General features: G+C 45.7%; 11 protein-coding genes. 4 read left to right on the top strand and 7 right to left on the bottom strand.

Annotated elements, in window-relative coordinates:
• Positions 1-96: 96 nt before the first annotated feature.
• The 3 genes from HUW51_RS16035 (at position 97) to HUW51_RS16025 (ending at position 5,847) form a co-directional block, all read left to right on the top strand.
• Positions 97-3,756 (top strand): Ig-like domain-containing protein, encoded by a 3,660-nt coding sequence (locus HUW51_RS16035; RefSeq protein WP_185270638.1) that lies wholly within the window; start codon positions 97-99, stop codon positions 3,754-3,756.
• Positions 3,757-3,765: 9 nt separating this feature from the next.
• On the top strand, positions 3,766-4,767 hold the full coding sequence (locus tag HUW51_RS16030; protein ID WP_185270637.1) for a PorP/SprF family type IX secretion system membrane protein: 1,002 nt from the start codon (positions 3,766-3,768) through the stop codon (positions 4,765-4,767).
• 219 nt (positions 4,768-4,986) lie between these two features.
• The gene (locus HUW51_RS16025; RefSeq protein ID WP_185270636.1) at positions 4,987-5,847 is read left to right on the top strand and encodes a dienelactone hydrolase family protein; all 861 of its coding nucleotides are present in this window, start codon (positions 4,987-4,989) and stop codon (positions 5,845-5,847) included.
• A 317-nt stretch (positions 5,848-6,164) separates the two neighbouring features.
• On the opposite strand, the gene HUW51_RS16020 is transcribed toward HUW51_RS16025, so the two are convergent.
• Entirely contained in the window at positions 6,165-7,223 is a 1,059-nt protein-coding gene (locus HUW51_RS16020; protein WP_185270635.1) for a lipid A deacylase LpxR family protein, read from the bottom strand.
• Between the two features lie 109 nt (positions 7,224-7,332).
• Between HUW51_RS16020 and HUW51_RS16015 the strand changes: the two genes are divergently transcribed.
• Positions 7,333-7,836 (top strand): DUF4112 domain-containing protein, encoded by a 504-nt coding sequence (locus tag HUW51_RS16015; protein ID WP_228466679.1) that lies wholly within the window; start codon positions 7,333-7,335, stop codon positions 7,834-7,836.
• A 159-nt stretch (positions 7,837-7,995) separates the two neighbouring features.
• Here the strand turns inward: HUW51_RS16015 and HUW51_RS16010 are convergent, their stop codons facing one another.
• From HUW51_RS16010 to HUW51_RS15985, 6 genes are all read right to left on the bottom strand, one after another.
• Complete coding sequence (locus HUW51_RS16010) at positions 7,996-10,050, bottom strand: beta-L-arabinofuranosidase domain-containing protein (protein WP_185270634.1); 2,055 nt, start codon at positions 10,048-10,050, stop codon at positions 7,996-7,998.
• A gap of 114 nt (positions 10,051-10,164) precedes the next feature.
• Positions 10,165-11,778, bottom strand: a complete 1,614-nt coding sequence (locus tag HUW51_RS16005; RefSeq protein ID WP_185270633.1) for a family 43 glycosylhydrolase — start codon at positions 11,776-11,778, stop codon at positions 10,165-10,167.
• A gap of 157 nt (positions 11,779-11,935) precedes the next feature.
• Positions 11,936-12,943, bottom strand: coding sequence for a glycoside hydrolase family 43 protein (locus tag HUW51_RS16000; RefSeq protein ID WP_185270632.1), 1,008 nt, complete (start codon positions 12,941-12,943; stop codon positions 11,936-11,938).
• Between the two features lie 114 nt (positions 12,944-13,057).
• The gene (locus tag HUW51_RS15995) at positions 13,058-13,426 is read right to left on the bottom strand and encodes a VOC family protein (protein WP_185270631.1); all 369 of its coding nucleotides are present in this window, start codon (positions 13,424-13,426) and stop codon (positions 13,058-13,060) included.
• Between the two features lie 109 nt (positions 13,427-13,535).
• Positions 13,536-14,855 (bottom strand): gluconate:H+ symporter, encoded by a 1,320-nt coding sequence (locus HUW51_RS15990; RefSeq protein WP_185270630.1) that lies wholly within the window; start codon positions 14,853-14,855, stop codon positions 13,536-13,538.
• A 268-nt stretch (positions 14,856-15,123) separates the two neighbouring features.
• Positions 15,124-16,839 carry an IlvD/Edd family dehydratase gene (locus HUW51_RS15985; RefSeq protein WP_185270629.1) on the bottom strand — a complete coding sequence of 572 codons (1,716 nt, stop codon included), beginning with the start codon at positions 16,837-16,839 and terminating at the stop codon, positions 15,124-15,126.
• Positions 16,840-17,104 lie beyond the last annotated feature (265 nt).

The raw sequence follows: 17,104 nt of genomic DNA, 5'->3' as shown, positions 1-17,104 counted from the left end.
ATAAAAATTTTAATATTGCAATTCCGAAAATTCTTGTTGTTTTGTATAATTTTATCAAATTACTAGTAGATTAAGGCGATTTATAACTTCACCTCAATGCAGCAACCTATACGTTACCTATACTTATTTCTTGTTTTTGTACTTTTCTCGGTTTCTTCTTATGCGCAGTGTCCTGCCAATATCACCCCTTCTGGTACTGCTTATATTTGCAACGGCTCACCGGTACTTTTAACTGCTAACGAGGGACTTGTAAATCCGGATTTAAGATATCAGTGGTTTCGAAATGGCACTTTAATACCGGGCGCCACCAACCAGACTTTTAACGCAACCACCGTTGGCACATACGCCGTAGAAGTAAACAGCAGATCAACTCCCCCGGCCTGTCCTTCCAATACTACCAATCCGGGCACTACCGTTGAAATTGGGCCAAACCTGGTGAGACCCGATTTTACTTTTTCGCCTACCGGAGTACAATGTTCCGGTGATGCCATTACGTTTCAGATAGTTGGCCCCAACAATTCAGATTACGAGTATCTCTGGGATTTTGGCGATGGCACCGTTGGCCGCGGCTACCAAGTTGAGCATGCTTTTACTTATTTTGGCACGAACACCAAAACGTTTAACGTTTCTGTAGTTACCGCTTTTCAAGGTTGCCGCTCCCAAACTTCCGCGCCGCAAACCATCACCATTGAAGGTGGGCCAAACTTTACGCCTACCATGGTTACCGATAGCGCTAACTTTGAAGTTTGTATCCCCAAAGATTCCTCGATTAGCGTTCGGGCCAAATTATTTAATAACATCACGGCAGATGCAGCGAGTGCAGCCGGAATTACGGGTTATTTAGTACGCTGGACTCCCGATGGCGATCCTATAAACTATGATCCAACCTTATTTAATCCGGATGCCTTTATTCGGAACGATATTCCATTCGACACCATTGGTACTTATCCCATTAGTATAACCGCCGTTGGCCCTACCTGTAATACTACCATTACCTTATTATACCAGGTCAGTCAGGATCCTACGGCTGGTTTCTCCGTTTCGCCGCCCGATGGTAAAAAACGTTTAGACCCGAACCAGTGTGTGCCCGTTATTGTAACGCCCGTAGATAGTGCGCGGGGGGGTAATTTAACCTATAAGTGGTCGGTGCTGAACAACCAAGGCCAACCGGCGGGCGGGGTTACTTACATCAACAACACTACCGATACCTCGGTATCGCCCGTTTTCCAGTTTAATATGATGGGGCGGTTTCAAATTCAGCAAATTGTTACGAACCAATGCGGCAGCGATACTACCTCGCAAAGTGTATTAATTGCCTACCCCGAAGTGCAATTAAATGCTGATGGCCCTTTTTGCGGCCCCACTACAGTTAAGTTTTCGGACCAGAATGTTTTTTATGATACCAACTTAGGAACAGAAGTACCAGGTTCTTTCCGATGGGTTATAACCGGAACCAGCGGTGCTACGTTTGTTAATGGCACTTCCGCTAACTCCAAATATCCGGAGATCCGTTTCCCTAACGTGGGGGAGTATAAAGTTTCGGTAAGTTTTGCCAACGAATGCGGGAACTCGGCAGATGTAGCCCAGCAAGGAGCCGGCGAAGTAACCATTACGGTTAACGAAATTCCACGGGCGCCGGTTATTGCCGTTACCGGGGTAGCCATTTGTTCCGACGAAAGCACTACTATAACTCCTACCGGCCCGGCAGGTAATACCTTTTTGTTTTACACGGGAGCTACCGGCGGCACTCCGATTGATACTACCACCAGCTTTAATACCGGACCCCTAACAGCCAGCACCACTTTTTACGTGACCACCCTAAGCCCGAATGGCTGCGAAAGTGTAGGCGCTCGTACTCCTTTTGCCGTAACCGTTTTCCCGGCTATTGCTAATAACACCATTACCCAGGATCAGGAAGTTTGCCAGGGTTCGGCGCCAGCCTTGTTATCCGGCACGCAACCAACCGGCGGCGATAATTCTACGGGCTACCGCTATACCTGGCAGTTTAGCCAGGAGGGGCCAAATGGCACTTACAACATCGCACCAGGCGTAAACAACGGCCGCGATTATACCCCACCCGTATTACAGGCTAATACCTGGTTCCGGCGCTTAGTTGCTTCGGCTTCCTGCGCCAACGATACCAGTAACGTAATAGCTATTACGGTAACTCCGCGGGTAGCGGGCGGCACCATTACCGGCGAACAGCAGGTATGCGCCAACGAACCGGTACTGCCGTTAACCGGTAGCCCATTAACCAGTGGTACCATTCAGTGGCGCAGCAGCACCGTTAGCGCTACGGCTGGTTTTACGCCGGCTACCAACATTAACAACGAAGAAAATTACGAGCCGGGCATATTAAGCCAAACTACCTGGTTCCGGCGCTACGTTATTTCGGGCGGCTGCATCGATTCTTCTAATGTAGTTCAGGTTACCGTTACCCAACCGGTAACGAACAATACTATTTTAAATGATCAATCGCTGTGCGGCGGCACTCGTCCGGCGCCATTAACGGGTTCTACGCCGCAAGGCGGTACCCAGCCGTTGCGGTTTATCTGGGAAAGCAGCACTAGTGGGCCAAACGATGGCTTTGCGCCAGCAGCCGGCACCAACAACACCGCCAACTATAACCCCGCAGCCATTACCGTAACTACCTGGTTCCGGCGCGGCGTTTTATCGGGTGGCTGCGACCCGAACTACAGTAATACGGTACAAATTTCGGTATTTCCCGGTATTACCGCCAACACCATTAGTGGCCCCGAAACGGCCGTGTGCGAAAATACCGTACCGCAAACCATTAACGGCTCGGCGCCGTCCGGTGGCAATGGTACCTATACTTATTTATGGGAAAGCAGTATAACCAGCGCCACTGCGGCTTTTGCCCCAGCAGCCGGCACCAATAACACGCAGAATTATACGCCGCCGGTACTTAACCGTACCACCTGGTTCCGAAGAACGGTAATTTCGGATAATTGCTCCAGCGTTTCGGAAGTTGTGCGGATAGACGTAAACAAATTGCCCACCGCGCCAATCGTGGAAGCCGCCAGCGTATCTACCTGCCTCGACAGCACGGCTACGTTAGTAGCAACCGGTCCGGGCGGTACTTACCAGTGGTTCGAAACTGCCACCGGGGGTAATATTCTTTTTGAAGGCGCTACTTTTGTTACCTCGCCCTTACGGCAAACCACTACTTTTTACGTGCAAGCGGTTAATCAAAACCAATGCGTGAGCCCTACCCGCACTGCAGTAACGGTAAATGTAAGTTCTTTTACCGTAGATGCCGGCCGCGATACCACCATTATTGAAGGCAACACCATGGAACTGGTTGCGCGGGGTGGCGTACGGTGGCAATGGGAACCAGCTGCCGGCTTAAACGACCCAACGGTGCAACGTCCGGTAGCAAGACCCACTAAAACCACCACGTATAAAGTTACCGCTTACTCCGAAGAAGGCTGTGCCGCTACCGACGAAGTAACCATTACGGTTATACCGAGGGTAATTATAGTAAACACTTTTAGCCCGAACCGCGACGGCATTAACGAAACCTGGGAAATCCAACGGATAGAAAATTACCCGCAAGCCACCGTGGAAATTTTTAACCGCTATGGCACCAAAGTATTTACGTCTGCACCGGGCTACCCCAAACCGTGGGATGGCACCTACAACGGCAAGGATTTACCGCTGGCTACCTATTATTACATTATTCGACTGGATAATAATTCAAAACCAATTTCGGGGAATGTTACTCTGATCCGTTAAAATTATTTTATGAAAAGAATTTTATTAGTTGCTGCTCTATTGGTTGGTTGGTTCAGTGAGGTACAGGCGCAGCAGCGTCCGCAGTTTAGCCAGTACATGCTGAATCAGTATTTATTTAACCCGGCGCTTTCGGGCATCGAAGATTATACCGATGTAAAGATGGGTACCCGATACCAATGGGTAGGGTTAGATGGGGCACCGGTTACGTATTACGTAAGTGCCCATACCCCACTCAACAAAGAGGCCGGCAGCGTAAAAAACCGCTACAATAACAAAACGCATACCGTTAACCGCAACCGCTTTTACAAACCCCGTCCGCACCACGGCGTAGGTATTATGGCCCACGTAGATAAAACCGGGGTTTTGCGGCGCACCAATTTAACGGGTAGTTACGCTTTTCATTTACCGGTAACGCATTCCATTAATGTGTCGGTGGGGCTTTCGGCCGGTATGATCCGGAATAGTTTAAATACTTCTGAAGCTACGTTTATTAATCCCGCCGACCCGGCCATTACCGGCGATTTTGTAAATAAAACTTACCTGGACTTAAACCTGGGTACCTGGATTTACTCCCAAGATTTTTTCGTGGGTATATCGGGGGCGCAACTAGCAAGAGGGCGTACGGACTTGAATAATTCGCCGAACCAGAAAACGCCCGGCGTTATTCAACGGCATTATTACGCCACGGCTGGTTATAAATTCCGCTTTGGCAACGATCTGGCCCTAGTGCCTTCGGTAATGATGAAAATGGCCGGCCCTAGTCCGTTTTCGGTGGATGCAAACTTGCGGGCTATTTACGCCGACCGGGTTTGGGCTGGCGTATCGTACCGCAACCAGGATTCCTTTGCCGGGTTAATTGGTTTAAACATTAGTTACCTCATGGATATTGGCTATTCTTACGACTACAATAACTCCGAACTAAGTGTTACCAATACCGGCTCGCACGAAATTGTATTGGGCCTGAAACTCTTTAACAAAGGCCGGGTAATTTGCCCGCAATGGATGCAGTAATTGGATATTAGATGTTGAGTTTTAGACATAGGACATTAGCTGGAAAAGCAGTTAAGCATTTTTAAATTTATTCCTTAGAAGCACCTTTTGCGTTTTTTTTCAGCGGTACTTTGGTGAGATTGCCAGTATGGACGGGAAAGACTTTAGGAGAATTTCCGAACCTGTTCATCCTGTTAAATAGCTTTGTCAGATTTTAAAATTTTTAAAAAATAGCTTACTATGAAAAAACTCTACACAGTCTTGTTCCTTTTAATTTCCCTTATCCCGGCTGCTTGGGCCCAGCATGCGAGTTGCTGCACCAAACCCAGCGAGGTTTCACAAACCTTTGCGATGCTGGTAAGCACCGATAAAAAATTTGTGCTGGATCATGCCAATCCGCTGCCTTACAAGCACCAAAGTGAAGTAGGCCAAATGATTACTTTTAAAACGCCTGACGGCCAAGCCGGCAACGGGTACGAGTTAAAAGCTATTAAAAAAACCAACAATTACTTGTTCGTGTACCAAGAGTGGTGGGGTTTAAACGACCATATTAAGAAAGAAGCTGAAAGTTATTACAACGACTTAAAGCAAGAAGTAAACGTAATTGCGGTGGATTTATACGATGGTAAAGTAGCCGCTAACCGCGAAAATGCCATGAAATACGTGCAAGCGGTAAAACCTGCCCGGCTCGAAAACATAATTAAAGGAGCGCAGACTTATGCTGGTCCGCAGGCTAAAATTGCTTCTGTTGGCTGGTGCTTTGGCGGCATGTGGTCTTTGCAATCGGCTATTATTACGGGTAAACAAAACGTGGGCTGCGTCATGTTCTACGGAATGCCCGAAAAAGACGTAAACCGTTTAAAAACCTTAAACAGCGATGTGCTTGGCTTTTTCGCTACCGAAAAAATGATTTCGGAAGAAGTAGTAAAACAGTTTGACGCGAACATGAAACAGGCGGGTAAAAAACTAACCTACAAAATTTACGATGCGCCGCACGCCTTTGCTAACCCCAGCAACCCCGACTATAACAAACAATTTGCCACCGAAACCCACCAACAAGCCGTGAAATATTTTATGGGCAAGTTTAAGCTTAAGGCTTAAGTTGTTTCGTTGTTCGTTGCTCGGTGCAGATGATTTTTTTAAATTTTCGGTTTTCTGAAAGTTGTGTTTAGGTTTAGCGCTGTGCAATCTTGTTTTTAGAGTCAGCGCAACGCTCTAAGTATTTTGGTGCGGCCAATCTCTGATTGGCGTTTATCTGATTGCCAAGTTACGCCAATCAGAGATTGGCTGTCCGAAGATGCGGAGAGACCGCTAACGCAAACTTTCCGCATAACCCGCACCTTTTAAGCCTATAAAATACAATGCTTTCAAAGTGAGGAAAGTCAGAATTTTTAAAATCTTAAAATTTTGATTGTTGTTTAAAACGCAAAGCCCACGTTAAAATGCATCCATTTGTGGCGGCGACTGCCTTTAAACTCCGGCGAAATAAAACTAACCGCCGATTCCAGGCGCAAACCTTTTACTATTAAAACTAACCCGGTTTGGCTTTCTAAAATCGTCCGTGAAATATCTTGGGCTGGTACAATATAAATGTTGCGGCTATTTAACAGGCCGCCTTGCATGGTAGCATTATAACCCACTAATCTCCCCTGAGTGCGGCCAAAAGCGTACAATTGCCATTTTCGTAAATTGGCTTGCTGTCGGCTGGTTTGATTGCTAATGCCTAAATCCGAAAAATAATTGTTCATCCACCCGAACCGGATTAATGCTCCCGCGTTCGCGTTGGTGTATAAGGTTCCCAGGCTGCCCCCACCTTCGCCAAGCAGTTCAAAAGATGAAGTCCGGATTAATCCTTGTTGAAATAAAAAATTATAATTTAAAACCAGGTCGGTTTTTATCTGGTATTTCCAACCCTGCGGTATGCCGTGGTGCAGGTACTCGTGAATTTTTCTTTGAAATTTTCCGGCGCCGGTAGCGGGCCCAATAAATCCTACATCCAGGGAGCTAGTGATTCGTTGTTGCTTTACTTTATTGGTAGTGCCGGCAATCTGGCTCACAAACATGTAAGAAGCATAGGGCCGGTCGCCTATCCGGAGCTCCGGATCGCGGATGTTCGTAGGAGTAAAACTATCGTATTTATAATTTAACCCGTAAAACTGTTCGGCTGCTTTATTTTTCGAAAAAATTAAAATTTTATTGATGGGCGACTTCCGGAAAACCGGATTGTAATGCATCACCCCAATGCCTTGCGTATAATAATAATCTACTTTAAAGGTAGCGTCGTTATCAAAAATAAAATAAAACAACTTATCCGGGTTTACATTAGCAGAATCGGCAGCGGCACCAGTTTGAGCCCAGGTTACCGAACAAAGAAAAAAGGAGAAAAGAAAAAGAAAATAATTAAATTTTAAGCTAACCTTCTTAGAAACAAGATTTAACAATTGCCAGAATCGTAAAATTTTAAAAAAATGCTGCATAAAGTATTGTTAACTGAACTCTCGTACCCAGGATTTAAATTGCTCTTCAGCCACGGTGCTGCAAAAAACGTTACTAAACGCATAACAACCCACTAAAAAGTTAAAGATTTTGGAAAAGCCCCAATCACCACTTCTGCCGCTCCCTGACGAACGCTTACGATGGGTAGAATCTGTTTCGCGTTTAATGGATAGCCAGTTCCGGTTGCCCGGTACTAATTTTAAATTTGGCTTAGACCCCATTCTGGGATTTATTCCTCTGGCCGGTACACTCTCTACCTACGCCGTTTCGGGCATTCTGGTATTTACTATGGCTCGATACGGGGTAAGCCGGAAAGTAGTTATTTTGATGTGCCTAAATATTATGCTGGATGCCTTAATTGGTAGCATTCCGGTGCTCGGGAATATTTTTGATTTTGCTTACAAAGCCAACGATCGCAATGTACGGCTGCTGCGCCGCCATTATGCAGAAGGAAAGTACAAAGGTAGTGGTACGGGTATTGTAATAACAGTACTCTTACTATTACTCGTAATTCTTGGATTTATCTTTTACGGTATCTGGGTTTTAGGATCATATTTGTGGCAATACTTGCAGCAGGCCCTAAGCAGTTATTAAGTAGGCGTAGAATATTTCGGTATTTTACATTCTATTGATCAGGAGACACTTGTTTTGCTTTGTAGCGAATTAAGTTTCTCCTGATTACAGAATGGATTTTTAAGATTACTTACCAAACTACATTTAGGAAAAGATAAATTTTAAAAATTCCGATTTTGATTAATTAGGAACCACCGGAAAAGCCACAATCCGGACTTTCGTGCAACCGTAAGGCACCAAGGTTATTTTTTCGACGGTGGGTGTTACCCTTCCGCGATAAATTCCGGTACGGTCGGTTACTGGTTGGGGAGCAACATCGTTTACAATTTTCCAATCCGGAATTTTCTTGGCAATGGCGGTAATCTGGATTGGTGCGTTTGCCAGGTTCCACACAAATTTATCGGTAACAGGTTTTACATTTTTTACCTGCAAGTTCTTTACCGGCTCTTTTACGATGGTCTGTAGCAAACCATAGTTCCAAGCCGATTTCGGAAATACATTCCAGTAAGCGCCTTCTTTTTGATCGATACCTTTTTCCCATTTTTCTTCCAGTTTTAAAGCATAAACCAAAGGCCCGCGTTCGATGGTACGGGAATTGCGGCCCCAGTTGCTGGTAGAAACTTCCATTGGAAGCTGCAGGGTTACTTTATCTTTATTTTTCCAGGTTCGGTCTAGGGTTATTATATTTTTATCTGGCTGCACCTCTACGGTTTGGCCGTTGATCTTTAAAACCGGGGCCTGGCACCAAGCAGGCACCCGTAATTGTAGCGGAAAACTTACTTCGTTTTTGGTAAAAATTTCAAAATTCACTTGGTCTTCAAAAGGATAATTGGTGATCTCGTTAATGGTTACTTCGGTATTGCTTTTTCCTACTTTGGTGGTTAATTGATTGGGGCTGTAAGCCATGGCAATTACGCCCTGCTCCGGGGTGCCGTACCACAAGTGTTGAGTAAATTTAGTCCAGCCCTGGTGCATGTTGGCTAAACAGCACGTATATCCACTGCGCATGCCGTACACGTTGTTCATTTCGCGCTCAAAGGGCAACGAAAAATTAAAAACGCCCCGCTTCACCTGCACCTGATTCGCAATCTGGAAATATTGCTTGGCATTGTAATCATCGGTGGTTTGGGTAGGTAAGGCGTTAAAAGTCATACGTTCCAGGGCATCGGCATAACGCAAATCGCCCGTAATGCCAATTATTTCTTCCAGGGAATACATGGCTTCCACGATGGTGCATAATTCGGTACCTTGGGTAGGATCGTTGCCGTGCAAATCTTCGTCGCTGGAGAAAATGCCCATAGGCAAACCGTGTAAAGTCATCAAGTCCTTAAAACCCGTGTCCAGGGCACTTAAGTATTCTTTATCCTGCGTGCGTTGGTAATTTATGGCCGGCGCTTTTATGGCCATGGCTACGTTTACCCCGTGCCGGCGCATCCAGTGGGCATCGTTTTGCTGGGTAGCCGCCCCAATTACCCAATCGCGATTACCCAGCCAGGTACTCCAGGTAAAAGATTGCGAATCAATCAGGTTAGCTAATTCCAGTAAGCTTTGATCTTTAGTAATGCCGTAGAGCCACTGTACCAGCATTACATTATCGGTACCCCGCGATTCCGCCCAGTCGGTCCATTTACCAATGGGGCATTGTTTTAAGGTTTTAAGCTGATAATCAAAATATTTAGTAAAAAATGGAATTACCCGCGGGTCTTGCGTGGCCGTGTAGTATTGCCGCATTACTTTTAACATCACCATTTTGGGCCACCAATCCTCGCCTTGCGAACAATTTTCCACGGTTACTTTCACGCCTTTTTCCCGCTCTTCTTTGGTAATCGGGCCAAAATATCCGGAGGGTCGTTGATTCTCGAGGGTCCAGTTAATGTACCGGAGTACTTTGGTTTGTAACGTTTTATCTTCGAGTAGGTAAGCCAGTGGCACGGCGCCATCGAGCCAATACGGTGTTTCTTCCCAAGCGTCCCCTTTGCCGCCGAGCCAGCCATTATCGTTTTTGATTTTGGGGTAAACTTCGTCTAAATGCCCCGTAGTACCGTTGCGCATGATTTGCAACTGGTTATGCAACCAACCTTTGGGTTTAATTTCGCCCAGGGGTAAGGCGGTATAAACCGGAGCCACATAGGTGGGGGCAAACGCCGGTGTATTTTCGCCGAAATTAGTGTTTACGGGTTTAAAAGAAGTAAAGAGCAGGAAAGCCAGGGAAGAAGCAAGCACTTTAGCGTTCATAAAAAATCAAAAATTTAAAAATTAGCTATTAAAAAGTATTAAACTTCCGGTAGGTGTTCAATGCCTTAAGGTTAAAAAGCAGGAAAGGTGGCAAGTAATTAACCGGCTTGTCGTTTAATCTAAATTTTCAACTTTAAACCAATCAAAAGTCGCTGTGGTATTTACCGGGCCTTTGGCAAATAGCCCGGTGCGCACGCCCCGATCCCAGGGTGGTAGATAAGCGGCGTCAATGGCTTGGCCTTTGTTGAGTTGGTTCCAGGCCGTGCCGTTGGTACTCCAGGCAAACTCCAGTTTATTGCCTTTACGAGCTGTTAATTTTAACTGCACGGTGTTTTCCGTGGGGGCTTTTACTTTTTCCAGCGTCGTTACTTTATTATCTTTTACGGACCATAATACCAGATCGCCTTTGCTCACACTTACCCCAACGGCGTTACTGTTGTCGCCAATGGCGGCCAAGCCGGCGGTTGCGCCATTTGAGAGGCTACTTTTATCGAGCAATGTGGTGGTGGTGTAATCGCCGGTTAAGGTGCGTTGCGCCAGCACCGTTCCTAATTCAGCCGGGGAAGCTTTCATTACCAACTGCCCATTTGATTCGGGTTTAATTTGATAATTTGATTTTTGGTTTACCGGCCATTGCCAGCTTTCGGCTAAAGTTTTCTGGTTAAACTCCTCAATTAAACTATAAATGTCCGGCGCATTCTGGTTAAAGGGTGCCGCAGCAGTAGCAGTGGGTGCGTTTTTAGCAAACTGCGGCCAGCCATCTTTGCCCCAGGTTATTTCATCCAGCAAACCTTGGCGGCCGGGGTATACAAAATCATCTTTCTGGTACGCGTGATACAAGTAAAAATCCCGGCCTTGCGCATCCGAAACAATGGAGCCGTGGCCGGCGCATTTCCAGGTGTCACTTTGTTTTAAGATAGGATTGGATGCGTATTTTTCCCAAGGTCCGCGCAAAGTTTTAGAGCGGGCCACTCCTACCCCGTAAGTACAACCCCGGCCGCAGCAAGCATCGCCGGAGTAAAAAGTATAGTAGTACCCGTTGCGTTTTAAAATAAAGGGACCTTCTACCAAGCCACCTTCCCAGGTTTTCGGGTCATTGCGGAATAATTCAAACCGTTCGCCGATTAAAGCGGTACGTTCTTCGTTTAAACGCTGGCCCCATATAGGCGTGGGCAACTTTTGGCTGTTCCCGTCTTCTTTCCAAACCATATACAAATCGCCTTTTTCGTCGCGGATCGGGAAGGCATCGATGGAGCCTACTTCCTGGCAAACCAAGGGGCCGTGGTCGGTATAAGGGCCGGTGGCTTTGGTACTACTTGCTACGCCGATGCACAAATTACCGCCTTTTTTCTTGGCTGTATAGTAAATGTAGTACTTGCCGTTATCGTAAGTAATTTCCGGTGCCCAGAAATGCGCGTCGGCCCAAGCAGGCGCTTTTTCCGGAAAAACATGCCCCACGGTTTCCCAATCCACGAGGTTTTTAGAATGCAGAATCGGGTACAAAGGCGCCCACTCCGACGAAGTAGCTGTGGCCCAGTAATCGTCGCCTACCCGCACCACCGAAGGATCGGCGTAATCGCCGGGCAAAACCGGGTTGTTGTACGTAACCGAAGCCGTTTTAGTCGTCTGATTTGAACTGGCGGTTTGGCCGGAATCTGCTTCGGAAGACTTGTTACTATTACAGGAAAAAACTACCCAACTCAGGAGTACGAGTCCAATTTTTTTCATAATTTTTAAAATTTTCGCTTTTTAGTAAATGGGAATACTAAGCCTCCAATTAAATATAACCGAAAAATAAAATCTGCCAACCTGAAATAAATACAAGTTGGCAGATAATGCCGCAAAATAAAGTAGCGCTTATGGCCACCCTGCAGCTTGGTTTATTTTACTTCTTTAACGGCCGGCTGGCCACTCCTTCGTTGGTAATCTTAACCGGCTTAATCATGCCTTTCTCGTCAAAATACATGCGGTCGATGCAGGTTACGCGGTGGTTGCCATCGGTTTCATCCAAGGGCCGACGGTGATACACAATATACCATTCGTCTTTGCCGGGTACCTGAATAACGGAGTGGTGACCAGCACCCGTAGCAACTTTCGGGTCTTGCTGCAACACGGTACCAATCCGTTGGAATGGACCAAATGGTGAATCGCTTACCGCATAAGCTACCCGGTAATCCGGGCCAGTCCAGCCACCTTCCGACCACATAAAGTAATATTTCCCGTTTCGGATAAACATGAAAGGACCTTCTACGTAACCTTTCGGCGTGATTTCTTTAAAAGTAACTCCATCCGAAAACGGGGTAAAACCAGTGAAATCGTCTTTTAACTTGGCAATGTTGCAACGTCCCCAGCCTCCGTAAATCATGTAGTACTGGTTGTCTTTATCTTTAAACACGAATTGGTCGATCGGTTGGGCTTTATTATGGATTTTACCGATTAAAGGCTTACCCAATAAATCTTTAAAAGGGCCGGTCGGATTATCAGCCACCGCTACCCCAATGCCACCTACTTCTTTATTATCGTCGTGAATGTCGTTGCCGCCAAAAAACAAGTAATATTTATTTCCTTTTTCCACAATGGCCGGCGCCCACATGGCCTTTTTCACCCATTTAACCGAAGCCGTATCAATAATGCGACTGTGTTTGGTCCAGTTTACTAAATCCGGCGACGAAAAAGCATCGAGGTGTACCTGCTGCTCGTAAGGAGCCGAATAAGTGGGATATACCCAGTATTTATTTTTAAAAATAATGCCTTCCGGATCGGCGTACCAGCCCGGAAATATAGGATTACCGGACGTTTTTTTGGTTAAAGGCGTTTTAACGGTTTGCTGCGCTAATGCGGGCAAAGTAAGTAAAGCCGTAGCGCCACAGATAAGAAAAGTTTTTTTTAACATAATATATGGTGTACTCTGATTTTTTTTAAATTTTAACCTGATCTCAGCAAAAATATTGGAGAACAAAATGCCGGGAACTTAAGCATAAGTTTACAACCGTTGTGTTGATTCTTTTCACTTCTTAAATTCACCAAAGTGCCACAGCACTCCCGCTGGATCGGTCATAAACAATTCTCTGCCCCAGTCAAATTGCTTGATCTCTGTAAATTTTACTTCCGGGTATTTGCTTTGTAAATTCTTATGGAGCAAACTTTCAGCGCATTTTTCGATATCATCTACCTCCAAAAACACCATGGAATTGTCAATCCAATCTGCTACATCATAATCCTGCAAATAAAAACCTAAATTCTCATTTACCCGGAAAAGGCACATCTTATCTCCAATTACCACTTCCTCAAAGTCCAGGTCGCGGTAAAATGCCCGGGATCTATTATAATCTTTGGCGCCAATAAAGGTGCGAATGGTTTTGGCGGTATAATTCATTTAAGTTTAATCTTGTTTCGGGCTGGTTTGTTATTAATAATCCACAACACCAGCTTATAGGTTATAGCGTATTTGTTTTTTTAAAAACGGCTTATTGCTAGCTTTCCTATTAAGCCCGGATAATAAAATCAATGACCATTACGCCGATAATGCCCACAATAGAAACCAAAGTTTCCATCATCGACCAGGAACGAATGGTTTGCTTAATGGATAAATTAAAATATTCTTTAAAAAGCCAGAAACCGGCATCGTTTACGTGCGAAAACATAAGACTACCAGCCCCAATAGCCAGAACCATTAAATTAGGATCAACGGGAATTTGCTTCATGAGCGGCGAAATAATACCAGCGGTAGTTAAACCGGCCACCGTAGCCGAACCCAAACATACCCGGATAATGGCTGCGATCAGCCAACCCAGAATCAAGGGGTGTAAAGTCCAGCCTTGCAACACCGAAGCAATTTCGGCGCTAACGCCGCTGTCCAGCAATACCTGTTTTAAAATTCCGGCACCGCTTACGATCAATAAAATCATGGCCACATCTTTTACGGCATCGCCGTAAACGCCCATAATGGATGCCATGCTGCGCCCCTGATTTAAGCCCAAAGTTACTGTAGCCAGAATTACTGCCAGCAACATCACAATATTGGGTTCGCCTACGAATTTTAGTGTTTGGCTCATGAGGCCATCTTTAGGTACAAAAACCAAAAACAAGGTGGTAAACATGAGCATGAACACCGGAAACAGCGAGGATAATAAGCTGTTGGTAACGCCTGGCAACTTTTCCGCGGGAATATTTTGCACCACAAAACCTTCGAGTGGTTTAGAAACCATGTTTTTTAAAGTTTTGGCAAAAACAGGCCCCGCTACAATAATAGCCGGAATAGAAACAATTAAACCGTATACCAAGGTCCAGCCCATATCGGCGTTAAACTGCGTAACCAAAGCGGCCGGCGATGGGTGCGGCGGCAAAAAACCGTGCGTTACCGACAAAGCCGAAAGCATGGGCACCCCAATGTACACCGAAGGTAATTTATAGGTATAGGCCACCGAAAAAATCAAGGGAATCATGAGCACAAAGCCCACGTTGTAAAACAGCGGAATACCCACTACCAAGCCCGTAATCATTAAGGCCCAGTGAATGTATTTTTCGCCGAAAGCCGACATCATGGCGTTGGCAATGCGTTGCGCCGCGCCGCTTTCGGCCACCAATTTACCCAACATGGCCCCCAAAACCACCACAATCACCAACGAACCCAGCGTATCGCCAATGCCTTTTTGCACCGAGGTATTAATGGCCGATAGCGGAATACCTAAGCCCAGACCGGTGAAAATAGAAACGATCAGAAATGCGAGGAAAGCATTTACTTTGCCCCAGGTAATTAATAAAATAAGCGAGATAATGCAGAGGAGAACAACGAGTATCGTCATTGGGATGGGTTGGAGGGTTGGAAAGTTTTAAAGTTAGAAGGTTGAAAGGTTAGAAAGTTTTAAGGTTGGAAAGTTAAATAATTATTTTTCAATTAAAATAGCGCGTTGCCTGATACCCTGCTCCCCTAAAATTTTAAAAATCCCAGCGCTGAAATAATTCAGATTGTTAGTGTAAGGTGTTTTAGCTTTTTATTTTCCAACCTTAAACCCTACCCACACTCAACCTTACAACTTTTCAACCTGCTAACTTTCCAACCTTTCAACTAAATTAATGTGAATCGCGGCTTACTTTATCGCCGGAGCCGCCTACTAAGAAGTCCAGGTCGGCGCCTTTGTCGGCTTGCTGCACGTGTTTGATGTACATATTTACGTAACCGCGGTCGGCAACCGGGGCAGGTTGTTGCCACTTTTGCTTCCGGCGGGCGATTTCTTCTTCTGGTACATCCAGGTGCAAGCGGCGATTTGGCACATCTAATTCAATAAAGTCGCCGTTTTGCACTACGGCTAAGGTACCGCCAATGGCAGCTTCCGGCGAAACGTGCAATACTACGGTGCCATAAGCAGTACCACTCATGCGGCCATCCGAAATACGCACCATATCCACCACGCCTTTTTCCAAAATCTTTTTCGGTAAAGTCATATTACCCACTTCGGGCATGCCTGGGTAACCCACTGGACCCACATTTTTTAAAACCATAACACAGGTTTCGTCGATGTCTAGATCCGGATCGTCTACCAAAGCATGGTAATCTTCAATGGTTTCGAATACCACGGCGCGGCCACGATGCACCATTAATTCTGGTGTTGCCGCCGAAGGTTTAATTACCGCGCCATTCTCGGCCAGATTACCTTTTAATACCGCAATACCGCCTTCTTTAATCAATGGGTTAGAAATGGGCGCAATTACCTCGGTATTATAGCAGTTTATCTTGCCTTTTATGTTTTCGGCGTGGCCTTTACCGGTTACGGTAGTGGTATTCATGTGCAGGTGATCCCGCAGTTCGTTTATAATTACCGGCAAACCGCCCGCGTAGAAAAAGTCTTCCATCAGGTACTTTCCGGAAGGCATTAAGTTTAACAGCAACGGAATTTTACTGCCTAAATCATCGTAATCTTCCAGGTTTAGCTCCACGCCAATACGGCCGGCAATAGCGGTTAAGTGAATAATTAAATTGGTAGAACCACCTACGGCTGCGTTTACTTTAATTGCATTTTCAAAAGCTTCGCGGGTTAACACTTTCGAAATCCGCAAATCTTCTTTTACCATTTCTACAATCCGGCGGCCGGATAAGTGCGCCAGTACTTTCTTCCGGGAATCTACAGCCGGAATAGCAGCGGCTCCCGGCAAGGTTAAGCCTAATGATTCTACCATACACGCCATGGTGGATGCCGTACCCATGGTCATGCAGTGACCGGCACTCCGTGACATGCAGCTTTCGGCGAACATATAATCTTCCTGCAGCATTTTACCGGTTTTCACGTCGGCGGCAAATTTCCAAACGGAAGTACCCGAGCCAATATCCTGGCCTTGGAATTTACCATTCAGCATCGGTCCGCCGGGCACCACAATGGTAGGCAAATTTACGCTGGCCGCACCCATTACTGTAGAAGGCGTGGTTTTATCGCAACCGGTTAAAAGCACCACCCCGTCTATTGGGTTGCCCCGGATCGATTCTTCAGCATCCATGCTGGCTAAGTTGCGGAACAGCATTGCGGTTGGTTTAAGCAAAGTTTCGCCCAGCGACATAATCGGGAATTCCAGCGGGAAACCGCCGGCTTCGTACACGCCGCGTTTTACCACTTCGGCAATATCGCGTAAATGCGCATTACAGGGCGTTAACTCCGACCAGGTATTACAAATACCAATAACCGGTCTACCATCAAACATATCTTCCGGATAACCCTGGTTTTTCATCCAGCTCCGGTATATAAATCCCATTTTATCGGTTTTGCCAAACCAATCGCTACTTCTGTATTTAGACATAGATGTGTTATATTTTTTAGCAGGTAAACCTTTAAATTGAAGATATTTTTTTAAAAAATCCAGAAAAAGATTTATCGCTTTTGTGGATAGCTCATAATGAATACCTTAGTTCTGTTTTTAGATAAAAACTCCCCATAACAATACTGCATAATTTTAAAAATTAAGGCGTAAGAAGTTGGGATAGCCTACCCAAATCTGCCAAAAAAGAAAGAAAAGCTCCTTCCAGCTCGCCACTAATTCAGGATATTGTTCTAGTTGCATCCGG

Origin of the sequence: Adhaeribacter swui (assembly GCF_014217805.1) — a bacterium.
GTDB lineage: Bacteria > Bacteroidota > Bacteroidia > Cytophagales > Hymenobacteraceae > Adhaeribacter > Adhaeribacter swui.
This window is presented reverse-complemented; position numbering and strand designations above follow the sequence as displayed.

What these genes read in the sequence shown, in the direction of transcription:
- HUW51_RS16035 (WP_185270638.1), top strand. Translation starts at nt 97, where the DNA reads ATGCAGCAACCTATACGTTACCTATACTTATTTCTTGTTTTTGTACTT.
- HUW51_RS16030 (WP_185270637.1), top strand. Translation starts at nt 3,766, where the DNA reads ATGAAAAGAATTTTATTAGTTGCTGCTCTATTGGTTGGTTGGTTCAGT.
- HUW51_RS16025 (WP_185270636.1), top strand. Translation starts at nt 4,987, where the DNA reads ATGAAAAAACTCTACACAGTCTTGTTCCTTTTAATTTCCCTTATCCCG.
- HUW51_RS16020 (WP_185270635.1), bottom strand. Translation starts at nt 7,223, where the DNA reads ATGCAGCATTTTTTTAAAATTTTACGATTCTGGCAATTGTTAAATCTT.
- HUW51_RS16010 (WP_185270634.1), bottom strand. Translation starts at nt 10,050, where the DNA reads ATGAACGCTAAAGTGCTTGCTTCTTCCCTGGCTTTCCTGCTCTTTACT.
- HUW51_RS16005 (WP_185270633.1), bottom strand. Translation starts at nt 11,778, where the DNA reads ATGAAAAAAATTGGACTCGTACTCCTGAGTTGGGTAGTTTTTTCCTGT.
- HUW51_RS16000 (WP_185270632.1), bottom strand. Translation starts at nt 12,943, where the DNA reads ATGTTAAAAAAAACTTTTCTTATCTGTGGCGCTACGGCTTTACTTACT.
- HUW51_RS15995 (WP_185270631.1), bottom strand. Translation starts at nt 13,426, where the DNA reads ATGAATTATACCGCCAAAACCATTCGCACCTTTATTGGCGCCAAAGAT.
- HUW51_RS15990 (WP_185270630.1), bottom strand. Translation starts at nt 14,855, where the DNA reads ATGACGATACTCGTTGTTCTCCTCTGCATTATCTCGCTTATTTTATTA.
- HUW51_RS15985 (WP_185270629.1), bottom strand. Translation starts at nt 16,839, where the DNA reads ATGTCTAAATACAGAAGTAGCGATTGGTTTGGCAAAACCGATAAAATG.